This is a genomic window from Streptomyces sp. CB02959 (assembly GCF_002803155.1).
Classification (GTDB): Bacteria; Actinomycetota; Actinomycetes; order Streptomycetales; family Streptomycetaceae; genus Streptomyces.
This window is the reverse complement of the sequence record NZ_NNBP01000004.1, coordinates 200,486-214,369: the sequence shown is the minus strand read 5'-3', so window position 1 is coordinate 214,369 and position 13,884 is coordinate 200,486. Positions and strand designations below refer to the sequence as shown.

Here is a 13,884-nt window from a genome sequence, read left to right as displayed (position 1 = left end):
CACCTGAACCCGCTGGGCCGAGGAACTGACTGCCGTCCCTGTCAGTACTTCGGCCCGATGTGTTTGTCCATGAGGGCGACGGAGGCGCGCCGGGCGACGGAGATGTTCTCCGCTTTCCGGGATTGCCGTGCGGGCTTCCATTCGACACCGACCTTGTCGAGTGTCTCCGTATAGAGCCGCAGGATGTCCGCAGACATGTTGGTGAAGAAGTACCGCGGATACTCGTAGCGCTTGCGCTCGCCACCGACCACACGGGTTGTCCAGTTGGTCATCCGACAGCCGTCAGAGTGGATGAGCCCGCGGAGGAACTCCCACGGATGGTCGTCCACGATCTGCTGCTGCCAGGGTTCGAGGATGATCCGCCGCTCATGCTTCTTGCCGGGGCCATGCTGGGGGAAGAGGCACGGCCAGTGCCGGCTGTAACTCGTCACCATGACGCAGCCCGCTTTCTGCGCGACGCACACGCTGTTCATCGGGCGAACCGCCCGCACCGCTGCTCGGCACGCCGCGATTAGTCCGGGCCAGGCATCCGCGCACGCGATGCGGAGTGCGTAGCCGCCCCTGGGCTGGCGGCTGATGCAGCCGTCGCCGAGGTACAGGCCGAGCAGATAGGCGTACGGCGCGGTCGCGTCGGGCGGTCGTGGCTCCCGTTCGCAGCGGGTGCACGCCGTCGTGCGCGAGAGTGGCTGGATACGGTGCTGCCACGACCGGATCGCGTGGCGTGATATCGCTGTCTGTTTACTGACGGAGTTGAGGCTGCGGCCTTGCGCTACGAGGGCGAGGGCGTGCTCACGGGCTGCTCGGTCGTACACGGAAGCGACCGTGAGGCAAAAAAATGCCCCGGGGTGTCCGAATGGACGATTGTTCGCTCTATCGAGCGAATTCCCTAGGCTCTTGGGTGACCTTGCAATCGAAGGTAAAGTGCCCCGGGTCGGACTCGAACCGACACTGTATGGGTTTTGAATCCATTGCCTCATGCCAATTGGGCTACCGGGGCCAGCGGAATCAAAGGCTAGTGCCTACCTGCTGTGGGACCACCCTACAGGAGATAGGTAGGCTCATGGGGCACCACCTGCCTGGAACGAGGAGTCCCCTTGAGTGCTGCCGAGCCCCAGCAGCCCGTCGCCGACGGCGACCAGTCGCACGTCCCGCCGCTGACCACGCGCGTCGTGATCGCCGAGGACGAGGCGCTCATCCGCCTCGACCTCAAGGAGATGCTGGAGGAGGAGGGCTACTCCGTCGTCGGTGAGGCCGGGGACGGTCAGAAAGCCGTGGAGCTGGCCCGGGAGCACCGTCCCGATCTGGTGATCCTGGACGTGAAGATGCCGATCCTGGACGGTATCTCGGCGGCCGAGAAGATCGCCGAGGAGAGCATTGCGCCGGTCCTGATGCTGACCGCGTTCTCGCAGCGCGAGCTGGTGGAGCGGGCCCGGGACGCGGGTGCCATGGCGTACCTCGTGAAGCCGTTCTCGAAGAGCGATGTCGTGCCGGCGATCGAGATGGCGGTGAGCCGGTTCACCGAGCTGCGGGCGCTGGAGAAGGAGGTCGCCGACCTCAGCCAGCGGCTGGAGACGCGGAAGCTGGTGGATCGGGCGAAGAGCGTTCTGCAGACGGAGTACGGGCTGTCGGAGCCGGCCGCGTTCCGGTGGATCCAGAAGACGTCGATGGACCGTCGGCTGTCGATGCACCAGGTGGCCGAGGCGGTCATCCAGGACGCGACGGAGCGTCAGCAGCAGAAGGGTCAGGCGAAGGAGCCGGGTCAGGACCAGTAGGTCCGGGGCCGGGGGGGCCGGGAGGCCCGGACTGGTTCGTCGAGCGCCGGTGGTGCCCGTGTGGGGCGCCGCCGGCGCTTTGTCGTGTGCGGGGCCGGGGTCGGCCGGGGTTCCGTGGGGTCAGTCCTCGCCCAGGTAGGTCTTGCGGACGGAGGCGTCGTGGAGGAGGTGTGCGCCGGTGCCGGAGAGGGCGATGCGGCCGGTTTCCATGACGTGGCCCTCGTCGGCGAGGGAGAGCGCGGCGTGTGCGTTCTGTTCGACGAGGAGGATGGTGGTGCCCTGGTCGCGGAGGGCGCGGATGGTGTCCGTGATGGTGCGCATCATGATCGGTGAGAGGCCCATGGAGGGTTCGTCGAGCATGAGGAGTTTGGGGCGGGACATCAGGGCGCGGCCCATGGCGAGCATTTGCTGTTCGCCGCCGGAGAGGGTTCCGGAGGGTTGCCGGCGGCGTTCGCCGAGGACCGGGAAGAGGTCGTAGACGCGTTGGGTGTCGGCGTTGACGGCGGCGGTGTCCTTGCGGAGGAAGGCGCCGAGTTGGAGGTTCTCGGCGATGGTCAGGCGGGGGAAGAGGCGGCGGCCTTCGGGGGAGTGGGCCAGGCCGCGTCGGACGATGGTGTGGGCGGGGACGCCGTTGAGGGGGTGTCCGTCGAAGGTGATCTTTCCGGCGCGGGGGGTGAGGAGGCCGGAGAGGGCGCGCAGGGTGGTGGTCTTTCCGGCGCCGTTGGTGCCGATGAGGGTGACGACCTGGCCGGCCCGGACGGTGAACGAGATGCCTTTGACGGCTTCGATCTTGCCGTAGGCGATGTGGAGGTCCTCGACTTCGAGCAGCGGGGTCATGGGGTGTCTCCGGTGGGTTCTCCGGGGGTGTCGGGGGTGGGGGCGGGGTCGTCGGTGGTGCCGAGGTAGGCGGCGATGACGCGTTCGTCGGCCTGGACGGTGTGGGGGGTGCCTTCGGTGAGTTTGCGGCCCTGGACGAGGACGGTGACGCGGTCGCAGAGGCCGAAGACGAAGCGCATGTCGTGTTCGATGACGAGGACGGCGGTGCCGTGGTCGCGGCGGATGGCGTGGACGAGGTCCTGGGTGGCGCGGGTTTCCTGGGGGTTCATGCCGGCGGTGGGTTCGTCGAGGAGGAGGAGTCCGGGTTCGCTGGCGAGGGCGCGGGCGATTTCGAGCTTGCGTTGTTCGCCGTAGGGGAGGTTGCGGGCGAGGTGGTCGCGTTTGGCGGCGAGTCCGGTGAAGTCGAGGAGTTCTGTGGCGCGTTGGGTGCTGTGGCGTTCGGCGCGGGTGAAGGCGGGGGTGCGGAGGAGGGCGGACCAGAGTCCTTCTCTGGTGCGGGTGTGGCGTCCTACGAGGACGTTTTCGAGGACGGTCATGTTGGCGAAGAGGCGGATGTTCTGGAAGGTGCGGGCGATGCCGGCTTGGGTGACGCGGCGGGGTTTGGGGGAGAGGCGGGTGCCTCGGTAGGTGATGGTGCCTTCGGTGGGGGTGTAGAGGCCGGTGAGGCAGTTGAAGAAGGTGGTTTTTCCTGCGCCGTTGGGGCCGATGAGGCCGACGATTTCGCCGGTGCGGACGGTGAGGTCGACGCGGTGGACGGCGGTGAGTCCGCCGAAGCGCATGGTGACGTCGGTGGCTTCGAGGAGGGGTCCGGTGGCGGGTGCCGGAGTGGTGGGGGCGGGTGTGGGTGTCGTCATGGGGGTCATGCCTTCGCCTGGGGGGCGCCGAGGGTGCCGGCGGGGTCGGTGAGGCTCCCCCGGGGTCCGGTCGGGGGGACTTCCTTCTCGGGGGTGTCGGGCCGGTCGGGGGCGTGGAATTCGAGTTGCTTGCGGCGGTCGGGGACGAGTCCTTCGGGGCGGAGGCGCATGAGGAGGACGAGGGCGATGCCGAAGAGGAGGAGTTGGTAGTCCTGGAGGAAGTCGAGTTTGGCGGGGATGAGGAAGAGGAGGGCGGCGCCGACTAGGGGTCCGCTGAGGGTGCCCATGCCGCCGAGGATGACGGCGGCGAGGAGGAAGGCGGAGTTGGGGGGTTGGGGGCCGGCGAACTGGAATTGTTCGGGGGTGGCGGTGGTTACTACGTGTACATGGACGGTTCCGGCGAGTCCGGCGAGGGCGGCGCCGAGGGCGAAGGCGAGGAGCCGGAGGCGGAAGCTGTTGATGCCCATGGCGACGGCCGCGGTCTCGTCCTCGCGGATGGCGATCCAGGCGCGTCCGATGCGGGAGGCGGCGGCGCGGCGGAAGACGAGGACGACGAGGGCGGTGACGAGGATCATCAGCAGGTAGTAGTTGCCGTAGGGGGCGAGGGGGAGGCCGAGGATGCGGTGCGGTTCGCCGAAGTTGAAGCCGAGGATCTCCAGGTTGGGGATGTTGGGGATGCCCATGGCGCCGTTGGTGATGTCGGGGCCGGTGGTGCCGTTGAGGTTGAGCATGGCGATGCGGAAGATCTCGCCGAATCCGAGGGTGACGATGGCGAGGTAGTCGCCGCGGAGGCGGAGGGTGGGGGCGCCGATGAGGACGCCGAAGGCGAGGGAGGCCGCGGCGCCGGTGAGGAGGGCTGCCCAGAAGGGGAAGTGGAGGCCGAGGGCGGATTCGGGGGAGCCGGAGACGAGGGCGGCGGCGTAGGCGCCGACGCCGAGGAAGGCGACGTAGCCGAGGTCGAGGAGTCCGGCGAGGCCGACGACGACGTTGAGGCCCAGGGCGACGGTGGCGAAGATCAGGATGTTGGCGCCGATGAGGGTGTACTGGTCGGTGTCCTGGGTGAAGGGGAAGACCGCGGCGGCCAGGAAGGCGGTGCCGAGGGCGGTGCCGCGGTGCCGGTGGGTGAGGGCGGTGAGCCGGGCGAGGAGCCCGGCGCGGTGGAGGGCGGGGACGGCGAGGGCGACGAGGAGGAGGTAGCCGATGAAGGGGGCGCCGTCGTCGGTGTCGATGCCGTAGGTGAAGGCGAGCAGGGCGGTGGCGGTGGCGGCGGCGATGGCCAGGTGCTCGGCCCAGGTGGGGAGGGGGCGGGCGGGGGGTTGTAGGGGGCCGGCGGTGAGGGCCGCGGTCAGGCGTTGCCGGGGGCCGGCGGGGGCTGGGTCGGTGGGGTGGTCGGGGGGTAGGGCGAGGGCGCCTAGGAGGGTGAGGAGGGCGGTGGTGCCGGCGAGGCAGCCGCCGGGTTCGAGGTTGACCAGGCCGCCGAGGTGGACGGCGATGGCGGTGAGGGTGAAGGCGGTGGTGGCGAAGGTGCCGAGGGCGGCGAGCAGGGTGGGGGCGGTGCGGCCGGCGGGGGTGAGCCAGCGGAGGCCGGGGAGGCCGTGCGCGGAGGTGGCGAACAGCAGGGTGAGGAGGGCGCCGGCGAGGGTGACGAGTTGGAGGCCGGCGGGGGAGCCGTAGTAGGTGAGGTCGCCGGGGAAGTCGCTGGTCCAGGTCCAGGCGAGGCCGGTGGTGGCGGCGGTGGCGAGGGCGCCGGCCGCGGTGGTGAGGCGGGCGGCGCGTGCGGGGAGGGGGAGGAGGCCGGTGGGTGTGGCGGGGGTTGTGGTGGTCATCGGTATCACGCCCGATCCGCGACGCGTTCGCCCAGGAGGCCCTGGGGCCGCAGGAGGAGTACGAGGATGAGGAGGACGAAGGCCCAGACGTCTTTCCAGGCGCCGCCGCCGAACTGCTCCATGCCGGGGAGGTGCTCGATGTAGGCGGTGGCGAGGGCTTCGGCGATGCCGAGGACGATGCCGCCGAGCATGGCGCCGTAGATGTTGCCGATGCCGCCGAGGACGGCTGCGGTGAAGGCTTTGAGGCCCATGATGAAGCCCATGCGGAACTGCACTTCGCCGGTGCGCAGGCCGTAGGCGACGGCGGCGACGCCGGCGAAGGCGGCGCCGAGGGCGAAGGCGAGGACGATGATGCGGTCGGTGTTGATGCCCATGAGGCGGGCGGTGTCGGGGTCCTGGGCGGTGGCCTGCATGGCGCGGCCGGTGCGGGTGCGGGCGACGTAGAGGCCGAGGGCGGTCATGCACAGGGGGGCGGCGATGAGGACGAAGAGGTCGCCGCGCTGGACGGTGGCGCCGAGGATGTTGAGGGCGTGGCCTTTGAACTGGGGGAAGACGCGGGCTTGTTTGCCGTCGGGGTACCACTTCCAGATGGCTTGTTGGAGGGCGATGGACAGGCCGATGGCGGTGATGAGGGGGGCGAGGCGGGGGGCGCCGCGGAGCGGGCGGTAGGCGAATCGTTCCGCCGCGACGGCGACGAGGACGGACACCGCGATGCCGCCGAGGAGCATGACGGGCAGCGCGACGGCGAGGCCGGTGCCGGTGGGGAGGGCGAGGTAGACGGTGAGGGCGCCGAATCCGCCGACCATGAAGATCTCGCCGTGGGCGAAGTTGATGAGCTGGACGATGCCGTAGACCATCGTGTACCCGATCGCGATGAGGCCGTACATCGCGCCGAGGATGAGTCCGTTGGCCAGCTGTTGCGGCAGTTCGGTCACCGCAGGGCCTCCGTGGGGTGGGAAGGTGTGCGTTTCCGTGGTGCCGGGGGGCCGCGCCGGGGCGGGGGGTGGGGCCGGGCGCGGCCCGGGGCGTCGGTGGGGGCCGGTGCGGCCGGTCAGCTCTTGTCGAACTTCTTGAACTCCGCGCTGAAGCGGGAGACCCAGGCGTTCTTCTCGACCTGGTAGGCGGTGATCATGGTGTTGGTGGTGTCGCCGTATTTGTCGAAGGCGATGTGGCCGGTGACGCCGTCGAAGGTGACGGTGTTCATGGCGGTGGTGACTTTTGCGCGGGCGTCGTCGGGGAGTTTTCCGTTGTTGTCGGTGACGACTTTCTTGACGGCCTGGATGAGGGCCCAGGTGGCGTCGTAGGCGGAGCCGCCGTATGCCTCGTAGGGTTCTTTGAATCCGGCGGCTTTGTAGTCGGCGATGAACTTCTTGGCGGAGGCGAGCTGTTCGACGGGTTTGCCGACCGAGGAGGCGTAGTCGCCCTGGGCTTTCTTGTTGAGTTTGATGTAGTCGGCGCTGTACATGCCGTCGCCGCCCATGAGCGGGACGGTGACGCCGCCGTCCTTGAGCTGCTGGCTGAGCGGGCCGGAGGCGGGGTATTCGCCGCCGTAGAAGACCATGTCGGGGGCGGCGGCCTTGACCTTGGAGACGACGGCCTTGAAGTCGCGGTCGTCGGGGCTGATGTGGTCGGTGCCGACGACGGTGCCGCCGAGTTTGGTGAACTGGTCCTTGAAGGAGGAGGCCAGGCCGGTGCCGTAGGTCTTCTGGTCGTCGATGACGTAGGTGTTCTTGGCCTTCATCTTTTCCCAGGCGTACTGGCCGTCGAAGGCGCCCTGTACCTCGTCGGTGGTGGCGGTGCGGAAATACGTGGGGAATTGGCGGGTGCGTCTGTTCTGTTTCCAGTCCTTGCCCTGGGTGAGGTCGGGGGTGGTGTTGGCGGGGGATATCAGGGTGACGCCGTTTTGCTGGGAGACCTGTTGCATGGACTGGGCGACGCCGGAGTTGAGCGGGCCGACGATGCCGAGGACGCTTTTGTCGCCGGCGAGTTTGGTGGCGTTCTGCTGGCCGACGTTGGGGAGCGCCTTGTCGTCGAGGGGTTCGAGCTTGAAGGTGACGGCCGGTGCCTCGCCGGTCTTGTTGGCGGTGTCGACGGCGAGTTGGGCGGAGTTGCGGATGCCCAGGCCCAGGGCGGAGAGTTCGCCGGTGGTCGGGGCGTCGAGGCCGATGACGACGGTGGTCTTCCCGCCGTCGGCGTTCTTGTTGTCGCCGCGGGATCCGCAGGCGGTGAGGGTGAGGGCGCCGGTGGTGAGTGCGGTGGTGAGGAGGAGCAAGGAACGGTGACGCACGATCAGTCCTTTCCTTGGCCGCGGCCACGGCTGACGCCTGGCCGGATCGCGCGCCGGGCCGTACGGGGCGGTGCAGGGCCGTGCTCGTGCGCGCCCGGCGGCGCAGTGACTGGCGGTGGACTCTAGAGCGCCCTTCGGCTGGCCGGAACTGACCCTGTCGAGCTTGTGACGCTCTTGTTATGACCTTCTATGAGCGTTTTGCCGCCATGCCCCTTACCGAGTGGCGGCGGGGGAGCGGAGCGTGAACTCGCACTTGTGGCCCCGAGTTGGTGGGGCGGAACGGCTGCGACGCCTGGTGACAGGGGGGCGGTGGCCGGGGGGAGATGTTCGGCCGGAGGGCCGCACCGCGCGCGTGTGACGCAGTGTGACGGGAAGGCGAACGGCCCCGCCCCGGGGTCCGGGTGCGGGGCCGTGGCGGCCGGCGCCGAGGCGCCGGCCGGCTGGCTGGCTGATATCCGACGTCAGGCGCGGTACATGCCGGGGTCGGCGTCGCGCAGCAGGCAGGTCAGACGGGCGGTGCAGACCCGCTTGCCGTCCTCGTCGGTGATGGTGATCTCGTAGGTGGTGGTGGAGCGGCCGCGGTGTACGGGGGTGGCGACGCCGGTGACCAGTCCGGAGCGGACGCCGCGGTGGTGGGTGCAGTTGAGGTCGACGCCGACGGCCGCCTTGGCGGGGCCGCCGTGCAGCATGGCGCCGACGGAGCCGAGGGTCTCGGCCAGTACGGCGGAGGCGCCGCCGTGCAGCAGTCCGTAGGGCTGGGTGTTGCCCTCGACGGGCATGGTGCCGACGACGCGCTCGGCGGCCGCCTCGGTGACCTGCACGCTCATCCGCTCGCCCAGGTGCCCGGCGGAGAACAGGGCGGGCAGGTCGACCCCGATGCCGGCCCACTGGTCGAGGATCTCCTGCGGGAACGTGGTCGTGCTCTGCTCACCCATGGACTGCTCCGTTTCGTTCGCCCTGAACGCGCCCTTGATCGTCGCGGATCTGGGCCTGTTCCTATCAGGTCTCGGGGTGGGCACCCGCCGCGGGGTGCCCGTGGTCGTGCACCGCGCGGGGCGGCGGTCAGCTCTCCCGCGCGGCCTCCAGCCGGACGACCAGGGACTTCGAGGCCGGGGTGTTGCTGGTGTCGGCGGTGTGGTCCAGCGGGACCAGGACGTTGGTCTCGGGGTAGTAGGCGGCCGCGCAGCCGCGGGCGGTGGGGTAGTGCACCACCCGGAAGCCGGGGGCGCGCCGTTCGCTGCCGTCGGTCCACTCGCTGATCAGGTCGGCGTAGGCGCCGTCGGCGAAGCCGAGTTGTCGGGCGTCGTCGGGGTGGACGAGGACGACGCGGCGGCCGTTCTTGATGCCGCGGTAGCGGTCGTCGAGGCCGTAGATGGTGGTGTTGTACTGGTCGTGGGAGCGCAGCGTCTGCAGGAGCAGCCGCCCTTCGGGGGCGGTGGGGTGTTCCACGGGGGCGGCTGTGAAGTTGGCCTTCCCGGTGGCGGTGGGGAAGCTGCGGCTGTCCCGGGGGCCGTGCGGCAGGGCGAAGCCTCCGGGGCGGGCGACCTTGGCGTTGAAGTCCTCGAAGCCGGGGATGACGCGGGCGATCCGGTCGCGGATCGCGGCGTAGTCCTTTTCGAACGCCTCCCAGGGGGTGCTGCTGCGGTCGCCGAGGGTGCGGCGGGCGAGGCGGGCGACGATGGCGGGCTCGGACAGCAGTCGGGGGCCGGCGGGCTCCAGGCGGCCGCGGGAGGCGTGCACCATGCCCATGGAGTCCTCGACGGTCACGAACTGGTCGCCGCTCGCCTGGCGGTCGCGTTCGGTGCGGCCCAGGGTCGGCAGGATCAGGGCGCGGGCGCCGGTGACCACGTGGGAGCGGTTGAGCTTGGTGGAGACGTGCACGGTGAGGCGGGCGCGTCGGACGGCGGCTTCGGTGACGTCGGTGTCCGGTGTGGCGGAGACGAAGTTGCCGCCCATGGCGAAGAAGACCTTGGCCCGGCCGTCGCGCAGGGCGCGGATGGCGCGGACGACGTCGTAGCCGTGCTCGCGGGGCGGGGCGAAGCCGAACTCCTTCTCCAGGGCGTCGAGGAAGGCCGGTGCGGGCCGTTCGAAGATGCCCATGGTGCGGTCGCCCTGGACGTTGCTGTGGCCGCGTACGGGGCAGACGCCGGCTCCGGGGCGGCCGACGTTGCCGCGCAGCAGGAGGAGGTTGACGACTTCCTGGATGGTGGGGACGGAGTGCTTGTGCTGGGTCAGGCCCATCGCCCAGCACACGATGGTGCGCTCGGAGGCGAGGACCATGGCCAGGGCGCGCTCGATCTCGTCCTGGGTGAGCCCGGTGGCGCGCAGCGTGTCGTCGGCGTCCTCGCCGGCCCGGACCAGGGCCGCGAACTCCTCGAAACCGTGCGTGTGGTCGCGGATGAAGTCCTCGTCGAGGGCCCCGTCGGTCTGCAGGATGCCGCGGTTGAGGGCGCGGAAGAGGGCCTGGTCGCCGCCGATGCGCACCTGGAGGAAGAGGTCGGTGAGGGCGGTGCCGCCGCCGGCCAGGCCGCGCGGGGTCTGGGGGTTCTTGAACCGCTCCAGGCCGGCCTCGGGCAGCGGGTTGATCGAGATGATCTTGGCGCCGCCGGCCTTGGCCTTCTCCAGGGCGCTGAGCATCCGGGGGTGGTTGGTGCCCGGATTCTGCCCGGCGACGATGATCAGGTCGGCCTTGTAGAGGTCCTCCAGCAGGACGCTGCCCTTGCCGACGCCGAGGGTGTCGGTCAGTGCCGAGCCGGACGACTCGTGGCACATGTTGGAGCAGTCGGGGAGGTTGTTGGTGCCGAACTCGCGGGCGAAGAGCTGGTAGAGGAAGGCGGCCTCGTTGCTGGTCCGCCCGGAGGTGTAGAAGACGGCCTCGTCGGGGGAGCCGAGGGCGGTGAGCTCCTCGGCGATGAGGTCGAAGGCGCGCTCCCAGGTGACCGGCTCGTAGCGCTCGGCGCCCTCGGGGAGGTACATGGGGTGGGTGAGGCGGCCCTGCTGGCCGAGCCAGTAGCCGCTGCGGGTGGCGAGGTCCTCGACCGGGTGGGCGGCGAAGAAGTCGGGGGTGACCCGCCGCAGGGTGGCTTCCTCGGCGACGGCCTTGGCGCCGTTCTCGCAGAATTCGGCGGCGTGCCGCTTGTCGTCCTCGGGCCAGGCGCAGCCGGGGCAGTCGAAGCCGTTCTTCTGGTTGACCCGCAGCAGGGTGAGGGCGGTGCGGCGGACGCCCATCTGCTGCTGGGAGATCTTCAGCGCGTGGGCGATGGCCGGGATACCGACCGCGGAGTGCTGGGGCGCGCCGACCTCGGGCGCGTCCTGGACGGGGTCCGACGCGGGCGGCTTGCCTGCCATGGCACTCTCCCTCGGTTCGTGTGCCGGTGTCGGACCGCCGGGTCGCGGTGGATCGTTGCCGTGCACATCTGCTTTCGTGCGCCCCCGATCCTGTCATGGACGGGGACGGGGCAGTAAGGGGACTGCGGGGCGCTGGGTGTGGCGCGGCGGCGGTCCGTCGGCCCGGTGTCTCCCGTCGCGGCGGGGATTGTCAGTGGGCCGTGGCAGGATCGGGGGCGTGGCAGGAAAGGCAGTGAAGATGAGCGAAGCGACCGGCACCGAGGCGGCGGGCGGCCGTCCGCGCCTGCTCCTGATGGACGGGCATTCCATGGCATACCGGGCGTTCTTCGCCCTGCCCGTGGAGAATTTCACCACCGCGACCGGGCAACCGACCAACGCGATCTACGGCTTCGCGTCGATGCTCGCGAACACCCTGCGTGACGAGGCGCCCACGCACTTCGCGGTGGCGTTCGACGTCTCCCGCAAGACGTGGCGCTCCGAGGAGTTCCCCGAGTACAAGGCGAACCGCTCCAAGACGCCCGACGAGTTCAAGGGCCAGGTCGAGCTGATCGGCGAGCTCCTCGACGCGATGCACGTCAAGCGCTTCGCGGTGGACGGCTTCGAGGCCGACGACGTCATCGCCACCCTGGCCACCCAGGCCACCGCCCAGGGCTTCGAGGTCGCGATCGTCACCGGCGACCGCGACTCCTTCCAGCTGGTCTCCGAGGACGTCACGGTCCTCTACCCGACCAAGGGCGTCTCCGAGCTGACGCGCTTCACCCCCGAGAAGGTCGCCGAGAAGTACGGCCTGACCCCTGCCCAGTACCCGGACTTCGCGGCCCTGCGCGGCGACCCGTCGGACAACCTCCCCGGCATCCCCGGCGTCGGCGAGAAGACCGCCACGAAGTGGATCAACCAGTTCGGTTCGTTCGCCGAGCTGGTGGAGCGCGTCGACGAGGTCAAGGGCAAGGCGGGGCAGAACCTCCGCGACCACCTGGAGTCGGTGAAGCTCAACCGCCGGCTGACCGAGATGGTCCGCGACGTCGAGCTGCCCTGCGGCCCCGCCGAGCTCGGCCGCGCGCCCTACGACCGCGAGGCCCTCAAGGTCTTCCTCAACGCCCTGGAGATCCGCAACCAGGGCCTGCGGGACCGCCTGCTGGCCGTGGACCCGGGCGCCGCCGAGTCCGCCGAGACGGTCGAGCCGGCCGCCGGCGTCGAGGTGGACGGCACCGTCCTCGGCACCGGCGAGCTCGCCCCGTGGCTGGCCGAGCACGGCACCGGACCGCTGGGCGTGGCCACCGTCGACGTGTGGACGCTGGGCAGCGGCAGCGTCGCCGAGGTGGCGCTGGCCACCGGGCACGGTCCGGCCGCCTGGTTCGACCCGGCCCAGCTGGACGAGGCCGACGAGCGGGCCTTCGCCGCCTGGAGCGCCGACCCGGCCCGGCCCAAGGTGATGCACAACGCCAAGGGCCTGATGCGGGTCTTCGGCGAGCACGGCTGGCGGATCGACGGCGTCGCCATGGACACCGCACTCGCCGCCTATCTGGTCAAGCCCGGCCGCCGCTCCTTCGCGCTGGACGCCCTCTCCGTCGAGTACCTGGGCCGCGATCTCGCCCCGGCCGCCGCCGGCGACGGGCAGCTGGCGTTCGGCGCGGACGACGAGGCCGAGGCGGAGGCCCTGATGGCGCAGGCCCGCACGGTCCTGGACCTCGGGGCGGCATTCGAGGCGAAGCTGGCCGAGGTCGGCGCCACCGATCTGCTGCGCGACGTCGAGCTGCCCACCAGCGAGCTGCTGGCCCGGATGGAGCGGGCCGGGATCGCCGCCGACCGCGGCTGGCTGGAGCGCATGGAGCAGCAGTTCGCGGGCGCCGTGCAGCAGGCCGTCAAGGAGGCGCACGCCGCCGCCGGCCACGAGTTCAACCTCGGCTCGCCCAAGCAGCTCCAGGAGGTCCTCTTCGGCGAGCTGGGCCTGCCCAAGACCAAGAAGACCAAGACCGGCTACACCACCGACGCCGACGCGCTGGCCTGGCTGGCCGCGCAGACCGACAACGAACTCCCGGTGATCATGCTCCGCCACCGGGAGCAGGCCAAGCTGCGGACCACGGTCGAGGGTCTGATCAAGGCCATCGCCGCGGGCGGCCGGATTCACACCACCTTCAACCAGACCGTCGCGGCCACCGGCCGGCTGTCCTCCACCGACCCCAATCTGCAGAACATCCCGGTGCGGACGGACGAGGGCCGGGCGATCCGCCGCGGCTTCGTCGTCGGCGAGGGCTTCGAGTCGCTGCTGACCGCCGACTACAGCCAGATCGAACTCCGGGTGATGGCCCACCTCTCCGAGGACGAGGGCCTGATCGAGGCGTTCGCCTCCGGCGAGGACCTGCACACCACCGTCGCCTCCCAGGTCTTCTCGGTCGCCAAGCGCGAGGTCGACCCGGAGATGCGCCGCAAGATCAAGGCGATGTCCTACGGCCTGGCCTACGGACTCTCGGCATTCGGCCTCTCCCAGCAGCTGGGCATCCAGCCCGACGAGGCCCGCAAGCTGATGGACACCTTCTTCGAGCGCTTCGGCGGGGTGCGCGACTACCTCCAGCGCGTCGTCGAGGAGGCCCGCGCCACCGGCTACACCGAGACGATCCTGGGCCGCCGCCGCTATCTGCCCGACCTCAACAGCGACAACCGCCAGCGCCGCGAGATGGCCGAGCGGATGGCGCTGAACGCCCCGATCCAGGGCACCGCCGCCGACATCGTCAAGATCGCGATGCTGCGGGTCGACGCCGCGCTGCGCACGGCGGAGCTGACCTCCCGGATGCTGCTCCAGGTCCACGACGAAATCGTGGTCGAGGTGGCCCCCGGCGAGCGCGCCGCGGTCGAGGAACTGCTCCGGAGGGAGATGGCCGCCGCCGTCGAACTCCGCGCCCCGCTCGACGTCTCGATCGGCTCCGGCGAGGACTGGGAGTCCGCGGCGCACTGACCGCCGC

At 70.4% G+C, this 13,884-nt stretch carries 10 protein-coding genes and 1 tRNA gene; 2 read left to right on the top strand and 9 right to left on the bottom strand.

What is annotated here, in order from left to right; translation table 11 throughout:
• Positions 1 to 41: 41 nt before the first annotated feature.
• Together CG747_RS08905 and CG747_RS08900 are read right to left on the bottom strand one after the other, a co-directional pair.
• On the bottom strand, positions 42 to 812 hold the full coding sequence (locus CG747_RS08905) for a transcriptional regulator (protein WP_100601102.1): 771 nt from the start codon (positions 810 to 812) through the stop codon (positions 42 to 44).
• Between the two features lie 110 nt (positions 813 to 922).
• Positions 923 to 997 (bottom strand) — tRNA-Leu (locus tag CG747_RS08900).
• A 97-nt stretch (positions 998 to 1,094) separates the two neighbouring features.
• Between CG747_RS08900 and CG747_RS08895 the strand changes: the two genes are divergently transcribed.
• Complete coding sequence (locus CG747_RS08895; RefSeq protein ID WP_100601101.1) at positions 1,095 to 1,772, top strand: ANTAR domain-containing response regulator; 678 nt, start codon at positions 1,095 to 1,097, stop codon at positions 1,770 to 1,772.
• 120 nt (positions 1,773 to 1,892) lie between these two features.
• Here CG747_RS08895 and CG747_RS08890 read toward each other — a convergent pair whose 3' ends face one another.
• The 7 genes from CG747_RS08890 to CG747_RS08860 all read right to left on the bottom strand — a co-directional run bounded on the left by CG747_RS08890 (position 1,893) and on the right by CG747_RS08860 (position 10,924).
• Positions 1,893 to 2,609, bottom strand: coding sequence for an ABC transporter ATP-binding protein (locus CG747_RS08890; protein ID WP_100601100.1), 717 nt, complete (start codon positions 2,607 to 2,609; stop codon positions 1,893 to 1,895).
• On the bottom strand, positions 2,606 to 3,463 hold the full coding sequence (locus tag CG747_RS08885) for an ABC transporter ATP-binding protein (RefSeq protein ID WP_100601099.1): 858 nt from the start codon (positions 3,461 to 3,463) through the stop codon (positions 2,606 to 2,608). The genes CG747_RS08890 and CG747_RS08885 overlap by 4 nt, the downstream gene beginning before the upstream one ends.
• Positions 3,464 to 3,468: 5 nt before the next feature.
• Positions 3,469 to 5,289 carry a branched-chain amino acid ABC transporter permease gene (locus CG747_RS08880; RefSeq protein ID WP_100601098.1) on the bottom strand — a complete coding sequence of 607 codons (1,821 nt, stop codon included), beginning with the start codon at positions 5,287 to 5,289 and terminating at the stop codon, positions 3,469 to 3,471.
• 5 nt (positions 5,290 to 5,294) lie between these two features.
• Entirely contained in the window at positions 5,295 to 6,224 is a 930-nt protein-coding gene (locus tag CG747_RS08875; RefSeq protein ID WP_100601097.1) for a branched-chain amino acid ABC transporter permease, read from the bottom strand.
• Between the two features lie 116 nt (positions 6,225 to 6,340).
• Positions 6,341 to 7,561, bottom strand: coding sequence for a branched-chain amino acid ABC transporter substrate-binding protein (locus CG747_RS08870; RefSeq protein WP_100601096.1), 1,221 nt, complete (start codon positions 7,559 to 7,561; stop codon positions 6,341 to 6,343).
• Between the two features lie 476 nt (positions 7,562 to 8,037).
• Positions 8,038 to 8,511, bottom strand: coding sequence for a PaaI family thioesterase (locus CG747_RS08865; RefSeq protein WP_100601095.1), 474 nt, complete (start codon positions 8,509 to 8,511; stop codon positions 8,038 to 8,040).
• Positions 8,512 to 8,638: 127 nt separating this feature from the next.
• A complete protein-coding gene (locus tag CG747_RS08860; RefSeq protein ID WP_100601094.1) occupies positions 8,639 to 10,924 on the bottom strand; it encodes an FdhF/YdeP family oxidoreductase in 2,286 nt (761 codons plus the stop codon).
• Positions 10,925 to 11,162: 238 nt separating this feature from the next.
• Between CG747_RS08860 and polA the strand changes: the two genes are divergently transcribed.
• Complete coding sequence (gene polA, locus CG747_RS08855) at positions 11,163 to 13,877, top strand: DNA polymerase I (RefSeq protein WP_180985445.1); 2,715 nt, start codon at positions 11,163 to 11,165, stop codon at positions 13,875 to 13,877.
• The last annotated feature ends 7 nt before the right edge of the window (positions 13,878 to 13,884 follow it).

Bases quoted from the DNA above. Each gene is read 5' to 3' on its own strand.
- CG747_RS08890 (WP_100601100.1), bottom strand. From the start codon at position 2,609: ATGACCCCGCTGCTCGAAGTCGAGGACCTCCACATCGCCTACGGCAAG.
- CG747_RS08885 (WP_100601099.1), bottom strand. From the start codon at position 3,463: ATGACGACACCCACACCCGCCCCCACCACTCCGGCACCCGCCACCGGA.
- CG747_RS08880 (WP_100601098.1), bottom strand. From the start codon at position 5,289: ATGACCACCACAACCCCCGCCACACCCACCGGCCTCCTCCCCCTCCCC.
- CG747_RS08865 (WP_100601095.1), bottom strand. From the start codon at position 8,511: ATGGGTGAGCAGAGCACGACCACGTTCCCGCAGGAGATCCTCGACCAG.
- CG747_RS08860 (WP_100601094.1), bottom strand. From the start codon at position 10,924: ATGGCAGGCAAGCCGCCCGCGTCGGACCCCGTCCAGGACGCGCCCGAG.
- polA (WP_180985445.1), top strand. From the start codon at position 11,163: ATGAGCGAAGCGACCGGCACCGAGGCGGCGGGCGGCCGTCCGCGCCTG.